The organism is Actinomycetospora chibensis (assembly GCF_028737215.1).
GTDB lineage: Bacteria > Actinomycetota > Actinomycetes > Mycobacteriales > Pseudonocardiaceae > Actinomycetospora > Actinomycetospora chibensis.
On sequence record NZ_JAQZAM010000007.1, the window covers coordinates 1 to 18199 of the forward strand.

The window sequence follows — 18199 nt, forward strand, 5'->3', positions numbered from 1 at the left end:
CGAGCCCGAGGTCGCCGAGCCCGAGGTCGCCGAGCCCGAGGTCGCCGAGCCCGAGACCGCCGAGCCCGAGACCGCCGAGCCGGCCACCACCACCGAGGACACGACCGAGACGGTCGCGCCGTCCACCGGGGCGACGGTCGCCCCGGCGGCGCCGACCGAGGAGATCCCGTCGGCCGAGGGCCGGCTGGAGCGCCTGCGCGGGCGGCTCGGCCGGTCGCGCTCGACGCTCGGGCAGGGCCTGCTCGGTCTGCTCGGGGCGGGGGACCTGGACGAGGACTCGTGGGAGGAGGTCGAGGACACCCTGCTCATGGCCGACCTCGGCTCGTCGACCACGCAGGAGATCGTCGCCAAGCTGCGCGAGCGCATCGCGTCGCGGGGCGTCCGGACCCCCGACCAGGCCCGGGAGCTGCTCCGCGAGGTCCTCATCGAGTCCCTGGGCCCGAACATGGAGCGCTCGGTGCGCGCGCTGTCCCACGACGGGCGGCCCGCCGTGGTCCTCGTGGCCGGGGTCAACGGCACCGGGAAGACCACGACGACCGGCAAGCTCGCCCGGGTCCTGGTCGCCAGCGGGCACGTCGTGCTCCTGGGCGCCGCCGATACGTTCCGTGCCGCCGCGGCCGAGCAGCTCGCGACCTGGGGCGAGCGCGCCGGCGCGGAGACCGTGCGCGGCAAGGAGGGCGCCGACCCCGCCAGCGTCGCCTTCGACGCCGTCAAGCGCGGCACCGACTCCGGCGTCGACGCCGTCCTGCTGGACACCGCGGGCCGCCTGCACACCAAGACCGGGCTGATGGACGAGCTGGGCAAGGTCAAGCGGGTGGTCGAGCGCCAGGCCGAGGTCGACGAGGTCCTGCTCGTCCTCGACGCGACCACCGGCCAGAACGGCCTGACCCAGGCGCGGGTGTTCGGCGAGGTCGTCGACGTCACCGGTGTCGTGCTGACCAAGCTCGACGGCACGGCCAAGGGCGGCATCGTCTTCCAGGTACAGCGTGAGCTGGGCGTCCCGGTCAAGCTCGTCGGCCTGGGCGAGGGTCCGGACGATCTCGCGCCCTTCGAGCCCGAGGCGTTCGTGGACGCGCTCCTGCGCTGACGGTCCCCGCCCCTAGCCTCCGGGGCCATGACCGGCATCGCACGCCTGCAGCTGACCGTCCTCGACACCCCCGAGCCGATGGCGCTCGCGCGCTTCTACTCGCGGCTCGTGGGGCTCCCTGTCGCCGAGTCCGAGACCGACCACGACTGGGTGGAGCTCGACGGCGGCGGCGGGCCGTCCCTCGCCTTCCAGCTCGCGCCGGCGAAGACGGCCCCGGCGTGGCCGCAGGAGGGCGCGCTCCAGGCCCACCTCGACCTCGAGGTCGACGATCTCGACGCCGGCGAGGCGGCCGTGCTCGAGGCGGGCGCGACGAAGCACGAGCACCAGCCGGGGGAGTCGTTCCGGGTCTTCCTCGACCCCGAGGGCAACCCGTTCTGCCTCGTCCGGAGCGCGCAGTAGACCGGTCGGGGACGTCCCGATCGCTCAGCGTCATGACCGAGGTCTCACCGGGACCCGTAACGTCCGGTCGGGAAACATGAACGTCACATCCCACGGACCCGTGTTAACTGCGGTGAAACGGAACGCGCCGCTGCGCGAAACACGCGCTCTTCATTCTCGCTCTTCGAAACCGGTCTCACCGCGACGAAGGGAATCTGCTGACCGTGGAACTCGACAGCGGAACGATCGCCTGGATGTTGACCAGCACGGCGCTGGTCCTGCTCATGACGCCGGGCCTGGCGCTGTTCTACGGCGGCCAGGCTCGCTCGAAGAGCGTCCTCAACATGATGATGATGGTGTTCAGCACGTTCGCCACCGTGGGCGTGCTGTGGGTCATCTTCGGCTACTCGATGTCGTTCGGCGACGACGTGGGTGGCGGCCTCCTCGGCAACCCCGGCCAGTACTTCATGCTCTCGAGCCTGCTGTCCGAGACGGTGCAGACCGACGGCCTTCCCGACATCGCCTTCGTGGCCTTCCAGGCCATGTTCGCGATCCTGACGGTCGGCCTCATCGCCGGTGCCGCCGCGGACCGCATGAAGTTCAACTCGTGGATGGTCTTCTCGCTGCTCTGGGCGACGATCGTCTACTTCCCGATCGCCCACTGGGTGTTCGACCTCGACGCCGGCTGGATCGCCAACGGCATCGGCGCGGTGGACTTCGCCGGTGGTACGGCCGTCCACATCAACGCCGGTACCGCCGCCCTGGTGCTCTGCATCGTGTTGGGCAGGCGCCGCGGCTGGCCGCGTGAGGCCATGCGTCCGCACAACCTGACGATGGTCATGCTCGGCGCCGGCATGCTGTGGTTCGGCTGGTTCGGGTTCAACGCCGGGTCGGCCGCCGTCGCGAACTACGCCGCCACCTACGCGTTCCTGAACACCGTGGTCGCCACCTGCACCGCCATCTGCGGCTGGCTGATCATCGAGCAGATTCGCGACGGCAAGGCCACCTCGCTGGGTGCCGCGTCGGGCATCGTCGCCGGCCTCGTCGCGATCACCCCGGCCTGTGCCGCGGTGACACCGCTCGGCGCCATGGCCATCGGCTTCATCGCGGGCATCGGCTGCGCCTACGCCGTCGGCCTGAAGTACAAGCTGGGCTTCGACGACTCGTTCGACGTCGTGGGCGTCCACCTCGTCGGCGGTCTGCTCGGCACCCTGCTCATCGGCTTCTTCGCCTGGGACGGTTCGCCGGCCGCGGCCGCGGGCGTCTTCTACGGCGGAGGCTGGAGCCAGCTCGGCATCCAGGCCGTCGCCGCGGTCGCCGTGATCGCCTACTCGGGCATCGCCACCGCGATCATCGCCCTGATCATCAAGGCGGTCATGGGCCTGCGCGTGGACGACGACAGCGAGGCCACGGGCGTCGACGAGGGCGAGCACGCCGAGTCGGGCTACGACTTCTCGAGCCTGCGCAGCGGTGGCAGCTTCGGGTCGTCGCACTCCACACTGTCCGCCCCGACGCAGGTCACCGCGACTGCCGGTAAGGAGGGCTGAACGAGATGAAGATGGTGACGGCGATCATCAAGCCGTTCGTGCTGGAGGACGTCAAGGGAGCCCTCGAGCAGCTGGGGGTCCTCGGCATGACCGTCAGCGAGGTCCAGGGCTACGGCCGCCAGAAGGGCCACACCGAGGTCTACCGGGGTGCCGAGTACTCCGTGGACTTCGTTCCGAAGGTCCGCATCGAGGTCGTCACCGACGACACCGCCGCGGAGAAGGTCGTCGACGCGATCGCCGAGACCGCCCGCACCGGCAAGATCGGTGACGGGAAGGTCTGGGTGACCCCGGTCGAGACCGTGGTGCGCGTGCGCACCGGCGAGCGCGGGGCCGACGCCCTGTAACCGCCGGAGACGACGACGGCGCCGGGCCCCCTTCCACGGGACCCGGCGCCGTCGTCACCGCGCGCTCGGTGCGACCCGCTCCGTTTCCCGGTGCGGGGCAGGAACGAAGGCCGCCGTCGAGCGCGCCGGAGAGGACGTGGGGGCGGATGGCGACGGACGCGCAGCGGAGCGGGACCGGACCCTCGGGGACCGACGCGCGGACCGGCATCCCGAGCGGCCACGGCGACGCCTCGGACCTGGTCCGGGCGCGGGACGCCCTGCTCGACCCGCCGCCCGGCGCGCGGCGACTGGGACCGGGCGCGCTGCGCGAGGCGTTCGTGGAACTGCACGACTTCTGGCTCTCGTCGCGCGCCGCGACGGTGGGCGTGGGGGAGGGCTCGGCGCTGGTGGCGGTCGGTGCCCTCGGGCGCCGGGAGCTCGCGCCGCACTCCGATCTCGACCTCGTGCTCGTGCACGACGGGCGCGGCAGGCGGGGGGACAAGGAACGCATCTCCCGCGTCGCGGACGCGCTCTGGTACCCGCTGTGGGACGCCGGGATCGGGCTGGACCACTCGGTGCGCACGGTGGGCGAGGCCATCGAGGTCGCCACCACCGACCTGCGGGTGGCGCTGGGCCTGCTCGAGGTCCGCCACCTCGCCGGCGACCCCGACCTCGCCGAGCGCCTGGCCGCCACGGCCCGCCAGGCGTGGCGCGCGGGCATCCGGAACCGCTTCGACGACCTCCTCGCCACCACGGCGACGCGCTGGGAGCGCTCGGGCGAGGTCGCGCACCGCATCGAGCCCGACCTCAAGAACGGCCACGGGGGTCTGCGCGACATCCAGCTGCTCGACGCGCTCTCCGCGGCGCAGCTGGTGGACCGGCCCACCGTCGACGTCCAGGACGCGCGCCGGCTGATGCTCGACCTGCGCGTGGAGCTGCACCGCCGGGCCGGCCGGGCCCGCGACGTGATGCAGGCGGAGGACGCCCACGAGGTCGTGGCGGCCGCCGCGGCCGATCTCGGCGTCACCGACCGCTTCGACCTCGCGCGCGCCCTGTCCGGGGCGGCGCGCACGGTCGTCTTCGCCACGGACACCGCCCTGCGCTCCGCGCGCTCCGCCCTGCCGCGCCGGGGCCTGGCCGCGCTGCGTCGCCCGCCGGCGCGCCGGCCGCTCGACGACGGGGTGGTCGAGCACGCGGGCGAGGTGGTGCTCGCCCGCGACGCCCAGGTCTCGCGCGACCCGGCCCTGGTGCTGCGCCTCGCCGCGACGGCGGCGCGCACCCAGCTGCCGATCGCCGCGGGCACCCTGCACCGCCTCGCCGACGCCGCGCCCGAGCTGCGCGAGCCGTGGCCGCGCGCCGCGCTCAGCGAGCTCCTGGCCCTGCTCGGCGCCGGCGCGGGCACCGTGGACGTCATCGAGGCCCTGGATCGCACCGGCCTCTGGGGCCGGCTGTTCCCCGAGTGGGGCGCGGTGCGCGACCTGCCCCCGCGGGACCGCTCGCACGTCTGGACCGTCGACCGCCACCTCGTCGAGGTCACCCGCCGGGCCGCGGAGCTGACGACGCAGGTGTCGCGGCCCGACCTCCTGCTGCTCGGTGCGCTGGTGCACGACATCGGCAAGGGCCGCGACGAGGACCACTCCGAGGTCGGCGAGCGCCTCGCCCGCCACATCGGGCGACGCCTCGGCCTCTGGCCCGCGGACGTGGAGACGCTCGCCGCCATGGTGCGTCACCACCTGCTCCTGCCCCACACCGCGTCGCGCCGCGACCCGGAGGACCCGGCGACCGTCGAGCGCGTCGTGGAGACCCTCGGCACGGACCCGGTCCTGCTCGAGCTGCTGCACGCCCTCGCCGAGGCCGACTCGCTCGGCACCGGGCCCGGGGTCTGGACCTCGTGGCGGGCGACCCTGATGGGCGACCTGGTGCGCCGCTGCCGGGTCGTCATGTCCGGGGGGCCGGTGCCCGGCCCGTCGCCGCTGTCCGACGAGGCGATCGCCCTGGCCCACGCCGTGTCCGAGAGCGGGCGCCCGGAGGTCTCGATCGCCGGGGAGGGCGACCTGACGACGATCACCATGACGGTCGCCGCGCCCGACCGCCCCGGCCTGCTCTCCCGTGCCGCGGGCGTGCTGGCGCTGCACTCCCTGCAGGTGCACACCGCCGACCTCGGCGAGCACGACGGGGTCGCGGTGGACGCGTTCACCGTCTCGCCGCGCTTCGGGCGCCTGCCGGAGGCTTCGCTGCTGCGCGAGGACCTCGTCCGCGTGCTGCGGGGCTCGCTCGACCTGCCCGCCCGTCTCGAGGCCAAGGAGCGCGACTACGACCGGCCCGGCCCCGCACCCGCGCCGAGCCGGGTGGTGTGGTTCGACGACGAGGCGACGGGGGCGGTGGTGCTCGAGCTGCGCACGAGCGACCGCATCGGCCTGCTGCACCGGGTGGCCGCGGCGCTCGAGGAGCAGGAGCTCGACGTCCGGTGGGCGCGGGTGTCGACGCTGGGCAGCTCGGTGCTCGACGCCTTCTGCCTGGAGACCGCCGAGCACTCCGGCCTCGACCCGGCACGCCGCCGGGCGGTCGAGGAGGTCGTGCTGGCCGCCGCCGCGACCGGGCCGTCGACCCCGGCGCCGTCCGCGGGCTGAGCCCGACAACGGCTGGCAGCGGTCGGAGCGTCACGAGCCGCCGGTTAGGGTTGTGACGAGGACGCCGGGGCGCACAACGGGCCGCGGCGCGCGATTCCGGGAGTGGGTCCAACCGTGTTCGACACCCTGTCCGACCGTCTCACGTCGGTCCTGTCCGACCTGCGCGGCAAGGGCCGGCTCTCCGAGAACGACATCGACACCACGTCACGCGAGATCCGCATCGCGCTGCTCGAGGCCGACGTCGCCCTGCCGGTGGTGCGCGCGTTCGTCCGGAAGGTCAAGGAGCGGGCGCTCGGTGCGGAGGTCTCCGAGGCGCTGAACCCCGCCCAGCAGGTCGTCAAGATCGTCAACGAGGAGCTCGTGGGCATCCTCGGCGGCGAGACCCGCCGGCTGCGGTTCGCCAAGAACCCGCCGACGGTGATCATGCTCGCCGGCCTGCAGGGCTCGGGCAAGACGACGCTGGCCGGCAAGCTCGCGCACTGGCTCAAGGGCCAGGGACACACCCCGATGCTCGCGGCGTGCGACCTCCAGCGCCCGAACGCGGTGAACCAGCTCCAGATCGTCGGCGAGCGCGCCGGCGTCGAGGTCTTCGCCCCCGAGCCCGGCAACGGCGTCGGCGACCCCGTGGACGTCGCCCGCCGGGCCGTCGCCGACGCGAAGAGCCGCCAGTACGACGTGCTCGTCGTCGACACCGCGGGCCGCCTCGGCGTCGACGAGGAGCTGATGCGTCAGGCCGCGGACATCCGCGACGCCGTCACCCCGGACGAGACGCTGTTCGTGCTCGACGCGATGGTCGGTCAGGACGCCGTCACCACCGCCGAGTCCTTCCGCGACGGGGTCGGCTTCTCCGGCGTGGTGCTCACCAAGCTCGACGGTGACGCCCGCGGTGGCGCCGCGCTCTCGGTCCGCGAGGTCACCGGCCAGCCGATCCTCTTCGCCTCCAACGGCGAGAAGCTCGACGAGTTCGACGTCTTCCACCCCGACCGGATGGCCTCGCGCATCCTCGGCATGGGTGACGTGCTCACCCTCATCGAGCAGGCCGAGCAGGCCTTCGAGGAGGGCCAGGCCGAGGCCGCCGCCGCCAAGATGGGCTCCGGTGAGCTCACCCTCGAGGACTTCCTCGAGCAGATGATGGCCGTCCGCAAGATGGGACCCATCGCGAACGTCCTGGGGATGCTCCCCGGCGCCGCGCAGATGAAGGACCAGCTCTCCGGGCTCGACGAGAAGCACCTCGACCGTGTCCAGGCGATCATCCGCGGCATGACCCCGGCCGAGCGGGCCGATCCGAAGATCATCAACGGGTCGCGCCGGCTCCGCATCGCCAACGGCTCCGGGGTGGGCGTCACCGACGTCAACCAGCTGGTGGAGCGGTTCTTCGAGGCCCGCAAGATGATGAAGAACATGGCCGGCCAGTTCGGCCTGCCCGGCATGGGCGGTGGCCGCAAGGGCAAGCGCCAGGCGGCGAAGGCGGGCAAGCAGGTCCGCAAGGGCCCGAAGTCGATGCCCGCGATCGCCGGGATCGCCTCGGAGAGCAGCGCCGATCGCGGCGAGCGCTCGGTCGGGAGCTACCAGACCCCGGGCCTCAACCAGCTCCCGCCGGCCCTCGCCGGCATGAACGAGCTCCCGCCGGGCTTCGACCCGGGCGCGCTGAGCTTCCCCGGCGCGGGCGGCGGTGAGGGCTCGCGGAGCTCGAAGAAGGGCAACAAGAAGAAGCGCAAGTAGGTCACTGCTGGGCGAGCCATTTCTCGCGGCGGCGGTTCGAGGCACGGGCCAGCCAGGCGTCCTGGACGATCTCGGTGAGTTCGTCGCGCGAGAGTCGCGGGAGGTCCACGGCCCGCAGCAGCACCGAGAGGTGCCCGTCGAAGCGGGGCGTGGTGAAGAACGGGCTGGACGGGTCGCGCACGAGGGCGTCCTTGTCCTCCTCCGACTCGACCCAGAACATGATCACGTCGGGGTGCTTCTCGCCGGTCACGGGGTCGGCGGCGTCGGGCTGGGGCGTCCGGAAGAAGACGAACGACTTCCCGCCGACCTGGTAGACGGCGTTGCCCTTCGGTCCCTCGACCACCGTCACGTGGGGCATGCGCAGCGCCAGGGCGTGCACGTCGTCGACGCCGGGGGAGTCGGTCACGGCGTCCATGGTGCCCAGCGCGCCGTGGGGTCGTGCCCCGACACGGCGCAGCACGCCGCCCTCGCCCTGCCGACCCACGCGGCGGCCGGAGCGTCGCTACCCTCCCCGGCATGTCGTCGCCGACCTCTCCGGGACCCCTGCACCTGCGCGGCGTGCTGCTCGACGGCACCGCCGAGGGCGAGCGTGTGGGCGAGCTGTGGGTCACCGCCGAGGGTCGGATCAGCGTCGACCCGGTGCCCGACGCCACGACGGTGGCCGACGGGGCCTGGATCCTGCCGGGTCTGGTCGACGCCCACTGCCACGTCGGCATCGGGCCCGACGGCCCCGTCGACCTCGAGGAGGCCCGCGAGCAGGGGCACACCGACGCCGCGTCCGGGGCGCTGCTCCTGCGCGACTGCGGCAGCCCGATCGACACCCGCCCGCTGGACGACGACCCGCGGATGCCCGAGATCGTCCGGGCCGGGCGTCACCTCGCGCGGCCCAAGCGCTACATCCGTGGCCTGCCGATCGAGGCGGACTCCCCGGAGGAACTGCCGGCGCTGGTCGCCGAGCAGGCCCGCAGCAACCCGTGGGTGAAGCTCGTCGGCGACTGGATCGAGCGCGAGGAGGGCGACCTCGCCCCGCTGTGGCCCGAGGACGTGCTGAAGGCGGCCATGGACGCCGCGCACGCCGAGGGCGCGCGGGTCACGGCCCACGTGTTCGGGGAGGACGCGCTGCCCGGGCTCATCGGGGCGGGCATCGACGGCATCGAGCACGGCACCGGCCTGGACGACACGACGATCGCGATGATGGTCGAGCACGGGACGGTGCTGGTCCCGACGCTGATCAACGTCGAGAACTTCCCGGCCTTCGCCGACGCGGCCGGCGAGAAGTTCCCGCGCTACGGCACCCACATGCGCGAGCTGCACGCCCGCGCCTCGGCCACCGTCGCGTCGGCGATCGAGGCCGGCGTGCCCGTCTTCGCCGGCACCGACGCCGGCGGCGGGATCGTGCACGGCCGCATCGTCGACGAGATCGCCGCCCTGGCGCAGGTGGGTCTCGGGCCCGCCCGCGCGCTCGAGGCGGCCTGCGGCGCGGCCCGCGACTGGCTGCGTCGTCCCGGCCTCACCGACGGTGCGGCCGCCGACCTCGTCGTCGTCGACCGCGACCCGCGCGTCGACACCGACGCCCTCCGCACCCCGTCGTTGGTCCTGCGGGCCGGGGTCCGGCTGTCCTGACTCAGGTGCGCCCGGGCAGTCGGCGGGACAGCAGGATCGCGACGACGAGGACGCCGCCGACGACGAGCAGCGCGTCGGAGAACGCCGCGCCCGCGCCGTCGTGCAGCGGGTTCCACGAGCCGCTCCCCGCGCCGGTGCGGGCCGCGAGCACCGTGCCGAGCACCGCGGCGCCCGTGCCACCGCCGAGGAAGAACGCGCCCTGGTAGAGGCCGAGGCCGACGCCCGCGTGCTCGGAGGGCACGACGGCGGCCACGGCGTTGATCAGCGGCGACGTGATCGACGCGAGGCCGACGCCGAGAGCGAACGTCACCGCCGACAGGGCCACCGCCGACCCCCCGGCCGCCGTCGAGAGCGTCAGTGCGGCCGCGGCGAGGATGCCCAGGCCGATGCCCACCAGCCGACGAGGGCCGAGTCGGTCGGAGAGCCGCCCGGCGGGCGAGGAGAGCAGGGCGACGGCGAGCGCCCCGGGCAGCAGCACGAGGCCCACGTGCCCGACCCCGAGCCCGTTGACGGTCGCGACGAGCAGCGGCACCAGCAGGATCGTGCCGAGGTAGCCGAACATCGCGAGGAACCCCACGCCCACGGCGTTGACGAACGGACCGTGGGTGAGCAGGCCCGGCGGCACGAACGGCCGTGGCGTGCGGCGGATGCGGACGACGAACCCGGCCGCGAGCAGCACGGCCGCGAGCGCCGCGCCCCAGGACGACACCGCGCCGAAGCCCACCTGCTGGCCGCGCGTGAGACCGAAGAGGCCGAGGCCCACGGCCGCCCCGAGCAGGACGCCGCCGACCAGGTCGATCTGACGCCACGTGGCGTCGGCGTCCGGGCGCCCGTCGGGCAGGACCCGCGGCGCGAGGAACAGCAGCGGCGTGATCAGCAGCGCGGCACCGAGGAACGGCCACCGCCAGCCGGCGACCTCGGCGACGAACCCCGCGAGCGGCGGGCCGAGCGCCTGCCCGGCACCGACGCCGGTGCCGACGATCCCGAAGCCGAACCCGCGGCGTCCCGGCGGCAGCGCCCGGGCGATGGCCACCGAGCCCAGCGCCGGCACCGCCGCGCTGCCCCCGCCCTGCAGGACGCGGCCGACGAGGTGCCAGCCGATGTCGGGCGCGAGCCCGGCGAGCAGCGAGCCGGCGATGAACACCGCGAGCCCGAACGCGAACACCCGGCGGACCCCGAAGACGTCGGCGACCCGGCCGTAGAGCGGCGTCGTCACCGCGAACGTCAGCGAGAACGCCGTCACGACCCACGCGAGGCCGCCGGGGGAGGCCGTGAAGTCCCGGCCGATCTCGGGCACCAGGACGAGCACCATGCTGTTGGCGAGCACGGCCACCGTGACCGAGACCAGCAGCACCCCGAGCAGGAGGCCGACGCGCACCGGCGGGTCCTCACCCTCGGGCGGGGACGGCACGACCGTCGCGGGCCGTGGATCGGTCATGGACACAGCCTGCGCCCTCGATCACGCTCCAGGTCAAGGGACGGTCCGTCCTAGGCTGCGCGGCGTGAGCGCGACCCTCGACCTCAACGCCGACCTCGCCGAGGGCTTCGGTATCTGGTCGCTGACCGACGACGACGCCCTGCTCGACGTCGTGACCTCGGCGAACGTGGCCTGCGGGTTCCACGCCGGCGAACCCGCGACCATGCGCCGGGTGTGCGCGCAGGCGGTGGAGCGGGGCGTGGTGATCGGCGCCCAGGTCTCCTACCGCGACCTCGCGGGTTTCGGGCGCCGCTTCGTCGACGCCGACCCCGCGGAGCTGACCGCCGAGCTGCTCTACCAGGTCGGCGCGCTGCGGGAGTTCGCCCGGATCGCCGGGGGCGAGGTCGCGTACCTCAAGCCGCACGGCGCGCTCTACAACGCCGTCGTGCACCACGACGCCCAGGCCCGTGCCGTCGTGGAGGCGGCGCGCCAGGCCGGCCTCCCGGTGCTGGGCCTGCCCGGATCGCGGCTGCTCGCGCTGGCGGTGGAGGCGGGCCTCACCACGCACGCCGAGGCGTTCGGCGACCGCGGCTACACCCCCGACGGCACGCTGGTGCCCCGCTCCGAGCCCGGCGCGCTGCTGCCCGACACCGACGCCGTCGTCGAGCGCGCCCGGCGTCTGGCGGCCGACGGCGTGATCGTCGCCGTCGACGGCACCGAGCTGCCCATGGCCGCGGCGTCGCTGTGCCTGCACGGCGACAGCCCCGGCGCCGTCGCCTCGGCCCGCCGTGTCGCCCACGCCCTGCGCGAGGCCGGGGTCACCCTCGCGCCGTTCGCCTGAGAGGCCGTCTGGCACAATTCACAGGGCACCGTGGCCGCCTCGCGCAGGCGGTCACTCTTCATGCACGAGCGGGCACGCCGTCCCCGAGGTCCCCACCCCGGCCGGGCGGCCCCGAGCATCACCGACCGAGGAGCACTCAGAGCAGTGGCTGTCAAGATCAAGCTGGCCCGCATGGGCAAGATCCGCGAGCCCCACTACCGCATCGTGGTCGCGGACGCCAAGAACCGCCGGGACGGTCGCGTCATCGAGCAGATCGGTGAGTACCACCCGAAGAGCGAGCCGAGCGACATCAAGATCAACTCTGAGCGCGCGCAGTACTGGCTCGGGGTCGGCGCCATCCCCACCGAGCCGGTGCACAGCCTGCTGAAGGTCACCGGCGACTGGCAGAAGTTCAAGGGCCTCCCCGGCGCCGAGGGCAAGCTGAAGCCGCAGCCGCAGAAGGTCGACAAGCAGGCCCGCTTCAACGAGGAGCTGGCCAAGGTTTCCGGCTCCGCGGAGTGAGCGAGCTCGCCGAGGCGCTCGAGCACCTCGTGCGCGGGATCGTCGCCCACCCCGATGACGTCGCCGTCGACCTCGTCACCAACCGCCGTGGCCGCACCCTCGAGGTCCGGGTCCACCCCGACGACCTCGGCAAGGTGATCGGCCGCAACGGCCGGACCGCCACCGCGCTGCGCACCGTCGTGAGCGGCATCGGTGGCCGTGGTGTGCGGGTCGACGTGGTCGACACCGATCGCTGACGCGCAGACGATGAGGGACGCCGCGTCCGACGACCGTGTCGTCGGCCGGGTCGTCAAGGCCCACGGCCTGCGCGGTGAGCTCGTCGTCGAGCCCCGCACCGATCACGTCGACGCCCGGTTCACCCCCGGCGTCGTGCTCTCGGTGCGGGGCCGACGCGTCTCCGGGGCCGGGCAGCTGACGGTCGTCGCCGCCCGCCGCCACGGCGAACGGCTGCTGGTCACGGTCGAGGAGATCACCGACCGCGACACCGCCGAGGCCCTGCGGACCGCGGAGCTCACCGCACCGCCGCTGGCCGAGGAGCCCGACGACCCCGACGAGTTCCACGACCACCAGCTCGAGGGCCTCGCCGTGGTGCTCGCCGACGACACGGCCGTCGGCACCGTCACCGACGTGCTCCACGGCGCGGGCGGCGAGCTGCTGGCCGTGCGGCGCCCCGACGGCGGCGAGGTGCTGATCCCGTTCGTCGCCGCCATCGTCACCCAGGTCGACGTGCCGGGCGGCCGGCTGGTCCTCGATCCGCCCGAAGGCCTGCTCGAGGACTGAGGAGGGGCCTCACTCCTCCTCGGTCGGCACCCCGACGGCGAGCACGCCCGGGAGTTCGGAGAGCTCGCCGGACAGCGGTGCGAGCGAGCCCCGCCCTGCGAGCGACAGCGTCACCGAGGCGACCCGGGTCGTTCCGTCGACACCGTCGGTGGAGTCCTCGCGGTCGACGTGCATCCCCGCCACCACGAACCCCCGCTCGGTGCAGATCGACAGCACCGCGCGCAGCACCCCGCGCCCGTCGGCGTAGGAGAGGTGCAGGTCGCGGGGCACGGTCGACGAGCGCGTGATCAGCCGCGCCAGCGGCCGGTAGCCGCGGGTCACGAGGTAGTGCACGGCCGTGCCCGCCACCGCGAGCAGCGGCAGGCCCGCGCCGCAGGCGGTACCCACCGCGGCCGCCGTCCAGACCGTCGCCGCCGTCGTCAGCCCGCGGACGGCGTCGCGGCGCACGAAGATCAGGCCGCCGCCGATGAACCCGATCCCGGAGACGATCTGGGCCGCGACCCGTGAGGGGTCGAGGGCGATGTCGGGGGAGGAGAGCAGGTCGTCGAAGCCGTACTTCGAGATCAGCATGAAGGCGGCCGACCCGACTCCGACCAGCGTGTGCGTGCGCAGCCCGGCGCTCTTCGCCGCCAGCTCGCGCTCCAGGCCGATGAGTGTGCAGAGCACGACGGCGAGCCCGAGCGGGGCGAGCAGGCGCCACTGCTCGGGGTACGACAGGAACTGTTCCACCCCTCGGCACCCCCTTCGCGACCGGCAGGGGCAGGATCGTGCCCGATGCGCATCGACGTCGTCACGATCTTCCCGGGCTACCTCGCCCCGCTCGACGAGGCGCTCGTCGGGCGGGCGCGTCGTGCGGGCCGTCTCGACGTCCGGGTGCACGACCTGCGCCGGTGGGCCACGGGCGTGCACCAGGCCGTCGACGACTCCCCGTACGGCGGGGGCCCGGGGATGCTCATGACCGCGCCGGTCTGGGGGCCGGCGCTCGACGAGGTCACCGCTTCCGGGGACGGCGTGCCTCGGCTGCTCGTGCCGACCCCGGCGGGCGAGCCCTTGACCCAGCGCCGCGCCGCCGGATGGGCCGCCGAGCCGTGGCTCGTCATCGCCTGCGGCCGCTACGAGGGGATCGACGCCCGTGTGCTCACCGATGCCGCCCGGCGGATGCCCGTCGAGGAGGTCTCGCTGGGCGACTACGTCCTCGCCGGCGGGGAGGTCGCGGCCCTGGTCGTCGTCGAAGCCGTGTCCCGGCTGGTGCCCGGCGTGCTCGGTAACCCGGCGTCGGCGGAGCTCGACAGCTTCGCTGAAGGTACCGGCGGTCTCCTCGAGGCCCCCGCCTACACCCGCCCGGAGACATGGCGCGACCTGCCGGTCCCGCCGGTGCTGCGCAGCGGCGACCACGGCGCCGTGGCCCGGTGGCGTCGCGACCGCTCGCTCGAGCGCACGGCGGCGACGCGCCCCGATCTGCTCGACGCGCTGCTGGCCCGCGACGGACCCGCGGCGTTCGACGCCCGGGACCGCGAGGTGCTGACGGCCTGCGGCTACGACCCGGTCCACGGCGCGCGAGCAGCGGCATGGCAGACTGGGGAGGTTGCCACGGACGGCGCACGACCTGATCGAGGTCGGTGAGCCGCCGGCCGTCGGCCCGAGAACCGATCCACCTCGGCTGCACGGACACCCGCCCCACGGGTTCCGGCGCCGGCCTGTGAGACGACCGCGAGGACGCTGACGATGAACGCCCTGGACGAACTCGACGCCAAGTCGCTGCGCTCCGACATCCCGGACTTCCGCGCCGGGGACACCGTGAAGGTGCACGTCCGGGTCATCGAGGGTTCACGCTCTCGTGTACAGGTCTTCCAGGGTGTCGTCATCCGCCGCCACGGCGGCGGGCTGCGCGAGACGTTCACCGTCCGCAAGGTCTCCTTCGGCGTCGGGGTGGAGCGCACCTTCCCGGTGCACACCCCGAACATCGATCACATCGAGGTCGTCACCCGCGGTGATGTCCGCCGGGCGAAGCTCTACTACCTCCGTGATCTCCGGGGCAAGGCCGCGAAGATCCGCGAGAAGCGCGAGACGACGCCGACCGGCTGAGCCGGCCGCCTCTCCTCTCCTAACCTGAGTCGCGTGCGCCCCCAGGAGCCCTCCCTCCCGCCGTACCGGAACGCCGGCACGGGTGGCGAGACGACCCGTGCCGGACGGCACGCGGGGCCTGACGACGCCGCCGACCACGAGGACCCGTACGGCGACGTCCCGGCGCCGCCCTCGTCCTCCGGGTCGAGTGTCCAGGCGCCCTACGGCTCCTCGGGGTGGAGCGGATCGGACAGCTACGCGTCCGGTCCCTCCGGCTTCTCCGGTGCCGACGGGCTCGGTCCGCGGCCTGAGGGCTACCCCGGCTACGGCGGCAACGGGTCGTCGGTGTCCTACGGGTACGGCAACTCCTCCGGCAACGGCGACGCCCTCGGCCCGCCGGTCGCGAACGGCAACGGCTCGTTCGGCACGTACGGGACCTACGGCAACGGGACCCACGGCAACGGGACCCACGGCAACGGGACCTACGGCAACGGGACCTACGGCAACGGGACCCACGGCAACGGGACCCACGGCAACGGGTCCCACGGGGCTCCCGGTCAGGGTGTGCCCCTGCCCCCCGGACCGGCAGGGCCCTCCTGGGGCTCGTCTCCGTCGCACGCGCCGTACGGCACGCCGCCCCCGGACGGTCGCTCCCCGGTCCCCCCCGGCCCCACCGCGGGAGGGCCGCCGCCCCCCGGCTTCGGCGCCCGCCCCGTGTCGCCGCCCCCCGGCGCGCCCCGACCCGCGCCCGCACCGGGCGCCCCGTCCCAGGGTGCGCCGTCCCCGGGTGCGCCGTCACAGGGCGCCCCCTCGCCCGGCGCCGAGCCCGCTCCGTCCGCACCCGCGCCGTCCGCACCCGCTCCCTCCGCACCCGCCGAGGGTGCGCCGGCCACCTCCTCCTCGTCCGCCGACAGCGGGCTCGCGGGCACCGACCACGGCCTCGCCGGTGCCGACGGCTTCGCCTCCCGCCCGCCCCGCCCGTCGTTGCGCGGCACGGCCGCCACGACGGCGACGACGGAGACCACGCGTGGCGCGGGCGCCAGCCCCGGCCGCCACCGCCGCGCGGGCACGGGCCCCGGTCGGGACGGCGACGAGCCCGAGGACGGCGAGGACGGCGCGGGCAGCGGCCCCGGCCGCCGTGGCGCGGACACCGGTGGCACGAAGGGCAAGGGCAAGAAGCCCAAGCGCAAGGGCTCGTTCTGGCGCGAGCTGCCGCTGCTGATCGTGGTCGCGGTGGTGCTGACGTTCGTCATCCAGACGTTCCTGGCCCGCATCTACGTCATCCCGTCGGCGTCGATGGAGCGGACGCTGCACGGCTGCAACGGCTGCAACAACGACCGCGTCGCCGTCGACAAGATCACCTACCGCTTCTCCGAGCCGTCGCCCGGCGACGTCGTCGTGTTCCGCGGGCCGCCGACCTGGGGCGACAACGGCGAGTCCGGGGGCGGCGGCAGCGGCCAGCGCTCCGAGAACGTCCTCGTCCGGGGCCTGCAGAGCGGGCTCTCACTGGTCGGGCTGGCCCCGCCGGACGAGAAGGACTTCGTCAAGCGCGTCATCGCCACCGGCGGTCAGACCGTGGCCTGCTGCGACCCGCAGAACCGCGTCACCGTCGACGGGCAGCCGCTCGACGAGCCGTACATCTACTACCAGCCGAACCTCGGCCGTACCCAGGCCGACTTCGCGCCCGTGCAGGTGCCGCAGGGGCAGCTGTGGGTCATGGGCGACAACCGCAACAACTCGGCGGACGCCCGCGTGCACGGCCCGATCGGCGTCACCGACGTCATCGGCAAGGCCAGGGTCATCGTGCTGCCCGTCGGCCGCTGGGGCGGGGTGCCGGACACCGACCCGCAGGCCCAGGTCTCCGCCCTCGGCGCGCCGACCTGGACATCCGGGGCGCCCCTGGCGGCCGGGGTGCTCGGTGCGGTGCCGCTGGTGTGGGTGTCCCGGCGGCTGCGGTCGCGCCACCGACAGGCCGACCCCGACGAGCCACCCCTCGACGTCCCGGGACGGGCGCCACCGCCCCGCCTCCCGGACCGGTGACGGCCGGGTACGACGCGGGCCGTCGACGCGCTGCGGGCACCGGCCGGCGTCCCGCCCGTCGGCGGGCGGCGCTGCCCCCGCGGACCGGTGTGCAGCCGCCCCGCGCGATCGTGCGCCGCAGCACCGAGAGCTGGGCGCTGCAGTCGGCGCTCGAGCGTCACGGCCTCGGTCCGGTCGTCGGGGTGGACGAGGCCGGACGCGGTGCGTGCGCCGGCCCCCTGGCGGTGGCCGCGTGCATCCTGCGTCCCGGCGACGCGCGCAAGTTCGAGGGGCTCACCGACTCGAAGCTCCTGACCCACGAGGAGCGGGAGCACTTCGCACGGGTGATCAAGCGGCGCGCCGTCGACTGGCACGTCGTGCTCATCGACCCCCCCGAGGTGGACCGCCGGGGCGTCCACGTCGCCAACATCGACGGGATGCGCCGGGCCGTCGCCCGGCTCGAGACGCGCCCCGGCTACGTGCTGACCGACGGGTTCCCCGTCTCCGGCTTCGGTGTGCCCGCGCTCGCCGTGCCCAAGGGGGACCTCGCGGCCGCGTGCGTGGCGGCCGCCTCGGTCCTGGCCAAGGTCACGCGGGACCGGCTGATGGCCGACCTCCACGAGCGCCGTCCGGAGTACCGCTTCGACCTGCACAAGGGCTACTGCACGCCGACGCACAGCGCAGCGCTGGCGGAGTACGGGCCCAGTGACGACCACCGGTTCAGCTTCGTCAACGTCGCCGCCGCCGCGCGGGGCCGGAGCCCGGGCGGCCTCGCGGCCGGCGTGCGACACAATGGGGCCGTGACCGTGGACGAGGCGTCCGCCGAGAACGGGGAGGCCGACGAGCTCGTGGAGTTCGACAGCGGGCCGCGCGCGCTCGACGACGAGCCGGACGTCGCGGACGAGGCCGTGCCGGAGGGGGGAGAGCCGCGATGAGCGCGGAGGATCTCGAGAAGTACGAGACCGACATGGAGCTCTCGCTCTACCGCGAGTACCGCGACATCGTCGCGCAGTTCTCCTACGTCGTGGAGACCGAGCGCCGCTTCTACCTGGCGAACACGGTCGACGTCGCGGTGCGCAACGCCGACGGCGAGGTGTACTTCGAGGTCACGATGTCCGACGCCTGGGTGTGGGACATGTACCGGCCCGCGCGCTTCGTCAAGAACGTGCGCGTGGTGACGTTCAAGGACGTCAACGTCGAGGAGCTGGAGAAGCCCGACCTCCGCCTCGACGAGGGGCCGTTCAGCGGCTGACGCTGCTCCGCCCGG

18 protein-coding genes and 1 pseudogene are annotated in these 18199 nt (G+C 74.2%); 16 read left to right on the top strand and 3 right to left on the bottom strand.

Going from position 1 to position 18199, the window contains the following annotated elements:
• From ftsY to ffh, 6 genes are all read left to right on the top strand, one after another.
• Nucleotides 1–1087, top strand: a 1087-nt coding sequence (gene ftsY / locus PH189_RS12115; protein ID WP_274189052.1) for a signal recognition particle-docking protein FtsY, incomplete at its 5' end; no start/stop codon positions are given.
• Nucleotides 1088–1114: 27 nt separating this feature from the next.
• A complete protein-coding gene (locus tag PH189_RS12120; RefSeq protein ID WP_274189053.1) occupies nt 1115–1486 on the top strand; it encodes a VOC family protein in 372 nt (123 codons plus the stop codon).
• 233 nt (nt 1487–1719) lie between these two features.
• Nucleotides 1720–3012 carry an ammonium transporter gene (locus PH189_RS12125; RefSeq protein ID WP_274189054.1) on the top strand — a complete coding sequence of 431 codons (1293 nt, stop codon included), beginning with the start codon at nt 1720–1722 and terminating at the stop codon, nt 3010–3012.
• 5 nt (nt 3013–3017) lie between these two features.
• Nucleotides 3018–3356, top strand: coding sequence for a P-II family nitrogen regulator (locus tag PH189_RS12130; RefSeq protein WP_133824904.1), 339 nt, complete (start codon nt 3018–3020; stop codon nt 3354–3356).
• Between the two features lie 146 nt (nt 3357–3502).
• Nucleotides 3503–5965 (top strand): [protein-PII] uridylyltransferase, encoded by a 2463-nt coding sequence (locus tag PH189_RS12135; RefSeq protein ID WP_274189055.1) that lies wholly within the window; start codon nt 3503–3505, stop codon nt 5963–5965.
• Between the two features lie 114 nt (nt 5966–6079).
• Nucleotides 6080–7687: a signal recognition particle protein gene (gene ffh / locus PH189_RS12140; RefSeq protein WP_274189056.1), complete on the top strand. Its 1608-nt coding sequence runs from the start codon at nt 6080–6082 to the stop codon at nt 7685–7687.
• Nucleotide 7688: 1 nt separating this feature from the next.
• Here ffh and PH189_RS12145 read toward each other — a convergent pair whose 3' ends face one another.
• Nucleotides 7689–8093: an MmcQ/YjbR family DNA-binding protein gene (locus PH189_RS12145; protein WP_274189057.1), complete on the bottom strand. Its 405-nt coding sequence runs from the start codon at nt 8091–8093 to the stop codon at nt 7689–7691.
• Nucleotides 8094–8203: 110 nt separating this feature from the next.
• Here PH189_RS12145 and PH189_RS12150 point away from each other — a divergent pair, with 110 nt between their 5' ends.
• Nucleotides 8204–9310: an amidohydrolase family protein gene (locus PH189_RS12150; RefSeq protein WP_274189058.1), complete on the top strand. Its 1107-nt coding sequence runs from the start codon at nt 8204–8206 to the stop codon at nt 9308–9310.
• A gap of 1 nt (nt 9311) precedes the next feature.
• On the opposite strand, the gene PH189_RS12155 is transcribed toward PH189_RS12150, so the two are convergent.
• Nucleotides 9312–10748, bottom strand: coding sequence for an MFS transporter (locus PH189_RS12155; RefSeq protein ID WP_274189059.1), 1437 nt, complete (start codon nt 10746–10748; stop codon nt 9312–9314).
• 64 nt (nt 10749–10812) lie between these two features.
• Here PH189_RS12155 and PH189_RS12160 point away from each other — a divergent pair, with 64 nt between their 5' ends.
• The 4 genes and pseudogenes from PH189_RS12160 to rimM all read left to right on the top strand — a co-directional run bounded on the left by PH189_RS12160 (nt 10813) and on the right by rimM (nt 12849).
• Nucleotides 10813–11568 (top strand): LamB/YcsF family protein, encoded by a 756-nt coding sequence (locus PH189_RS12160; protein ID WP_274189060.1) that lies wholly within the window; start codon nt 10813–10815, stop codon nt 11566–11568.
• 144 nt (nt 11569–11712) lie between these two features.
• A pseudogene (gene rpsP, locus PH189_RS12165) lies at nt 11713–12045 on the top strand (30S ribosomal protein S16); the annotation flags it as partial.
• A 20-nt stretch (nt 12046–12065) separates the two neighbouring features.
• Nucleotides 12066–12305 (top strand): RNA-binding protein, encoded by a 240-nt coding sequence (locus PH189_RS12170; RefSeq protein ID WP_274189061.1) that lies wholly within the window; start codon nt 12066–12068, stop codon nt 12303–12305.
• A 10-nt stretch (nt 12306–12315) separates the two neighbouring features.
• On the top strand, nt 12316–12849 hold the full coding sequence (gene rimM, locus PH189_RS12175; protein ID WP_274189062.1) for a ribosome maturation factor RimM: 534 nt from the start codon (nt 12316–12318) through the stop codon (nt 12847–12849).
• A 9-nt stretch (nt 12850–12858) separates the two neighbouring features.
• Here rimM and PH189_RS12180 read toward each other — a convergent pair whose 3' ends face one another.
• Entirely contained in the window at nt 12859–13578 is a 720-nt protein-coding gene (locus tag PH189_RS12180) for an MgtC/SapB family protein (protein WP_274189063.1), read from the bottom strand.
• Between the two features lie 45 nt (nt 13579–13623).
• Here PH189_RS12180 and trmD point away from each other — a divergent pair, with 45 nt between their 5' ends.
• The 5 genes from trmD to PH189_RS12205 all read left to right on the top strand — a co-directional run bounded on the left by trmD (nt 13624) and on the right by PH189_RS12205 (nt 18184).
• On the top strand, nt 13624–14472 hold the full coding sequence (gene trmD, locus PH189_RS12185; protein ID WP_274189064.1) for a tRNA (guanosine(37)-N1)-methyltransferase TrmD: 849 nt from the start codon (nt 13624–13626) through the stop codon (nt 14470–14472).
• A 102-nt stretch (nt 14473–14574) separates the two neighbouring features.
• A complete protein-coding gene (rplS, locus tag PH189_RS12190) occupies nt 14575–14934 on the top strand; it encodes a 50S ribosomal protein L19 (protein WP_274189065.1) in 360 nt (119 codons plus the stop codon).
• Between the two features lie 963 nt (nt 14935–15897).
• Nucleotides 15898–16953 carry a signal peptidase I gene (gene lepB, locus PH189_RS30475; protein ID WP_378015027.1) on the top strand — a complete coding sequence of 352 codons (1056 nt, stop codon included), beginning with the start codon at nt 15898–15900 and terminating at the stop codon, nt 16951–16953.
• 89 nt (nt 16954–17042) lie between these two features.
• Nucleotides 17043–17867 carry a ribonuclease HII gene (locus PH189_RS12200; RefSeq protein ID WP_274189312.1) on the top strand — a complete coding sequence of 275 codons (825 nt, stop codon included), beginning with the start codon at nt 17043–17045 and terminating at the stop codon, nt 17865–17867.
• Complete coding sequence (locus PH189_RS12205; protein WP_274189066.1) at nt 17864–18184, top strand: DUF2469 domain-containing protein; 321 nt, start codon at nt 17864–17866, stop codon at nt 18182–18184. The genes PH189_RS12200 and PH189_RS12205 overlap by 4 nt, the downstream gene beginning before the upstream one ends.
• Nucleotides 18185–18199 lie beyond the last annotated feature (15 nt).

Bases quoted from the DNA above. Each gene is read 5' to 3' on its own strand.
- PH189_RS12150 (WP_274189058.1), top strand. From the start codon at position 8,204: ATGTCGTCGCCGACCTCTCCGGGACCCCTGCACCTGCGCGGCGTGCTG.
- PH189_RS12155 (WP_274189059.1), bottom strand. From the start codon at position 10,748: ATGACCGATCCACGGCCCGCGACGGTCGTGCCGTCCCCGCCCGAGGGT.
- PH189_RS12125 (WP_274189054.1), top strand. From the start codon at position 1,720: ATGTTGACCAGCACGGCGCTGGTCCTGCTCATGACGCCGGGCCTGGCG.
- PH189_RS12135 (WP_274189055.1), top strand. From the start codon at position 3,503: ATGGCGACGGACGCGCAGCGGAGCGGGACCGGACCCTCGGGGACCGAC.
- trmD (WP_274189064.1), top strand. From the start codon at position 13,624: ATGCGCATCGACGTCGTCACGATCTTCCCGGGCTACCTCGCCCCGCTC.
- PH189_RS12120 (WP_274189053.1), top strand. From the start codon at position 1,115: ATGACCGGCATCGCACGCCTGCAGCTGACCGTCCTCGACACCCCCGAG.
- PH189_RS12130 (WP_133824904.1), top strand. From the start codon at position 3,018: ATGAAGATGGTGACGGCGATCATCAAGCCGTTCGTGCTGGAGGACGTC.
- rimM (WP_274189062.1), top strand. From the start codon at position 12,316: ATGAGGGACGCCGCGTCCGACGACCGTGTCGTCGGCCGGGTCGTCAAG.
- rplS (WP_274189065.1), top strand. From the start codon at position 14,575: ATGAACGCCCTGGACGAACTCGACGCCAAGTCGCTGCGCTCCGACATC.
- PH189_RS12205 (WP_274189066.1), top strand. From the start codon at position 17,864: ATGAGCGCGGAGGATCTCGAGAAGTACGAGACCGACATGGAGCTCTCG.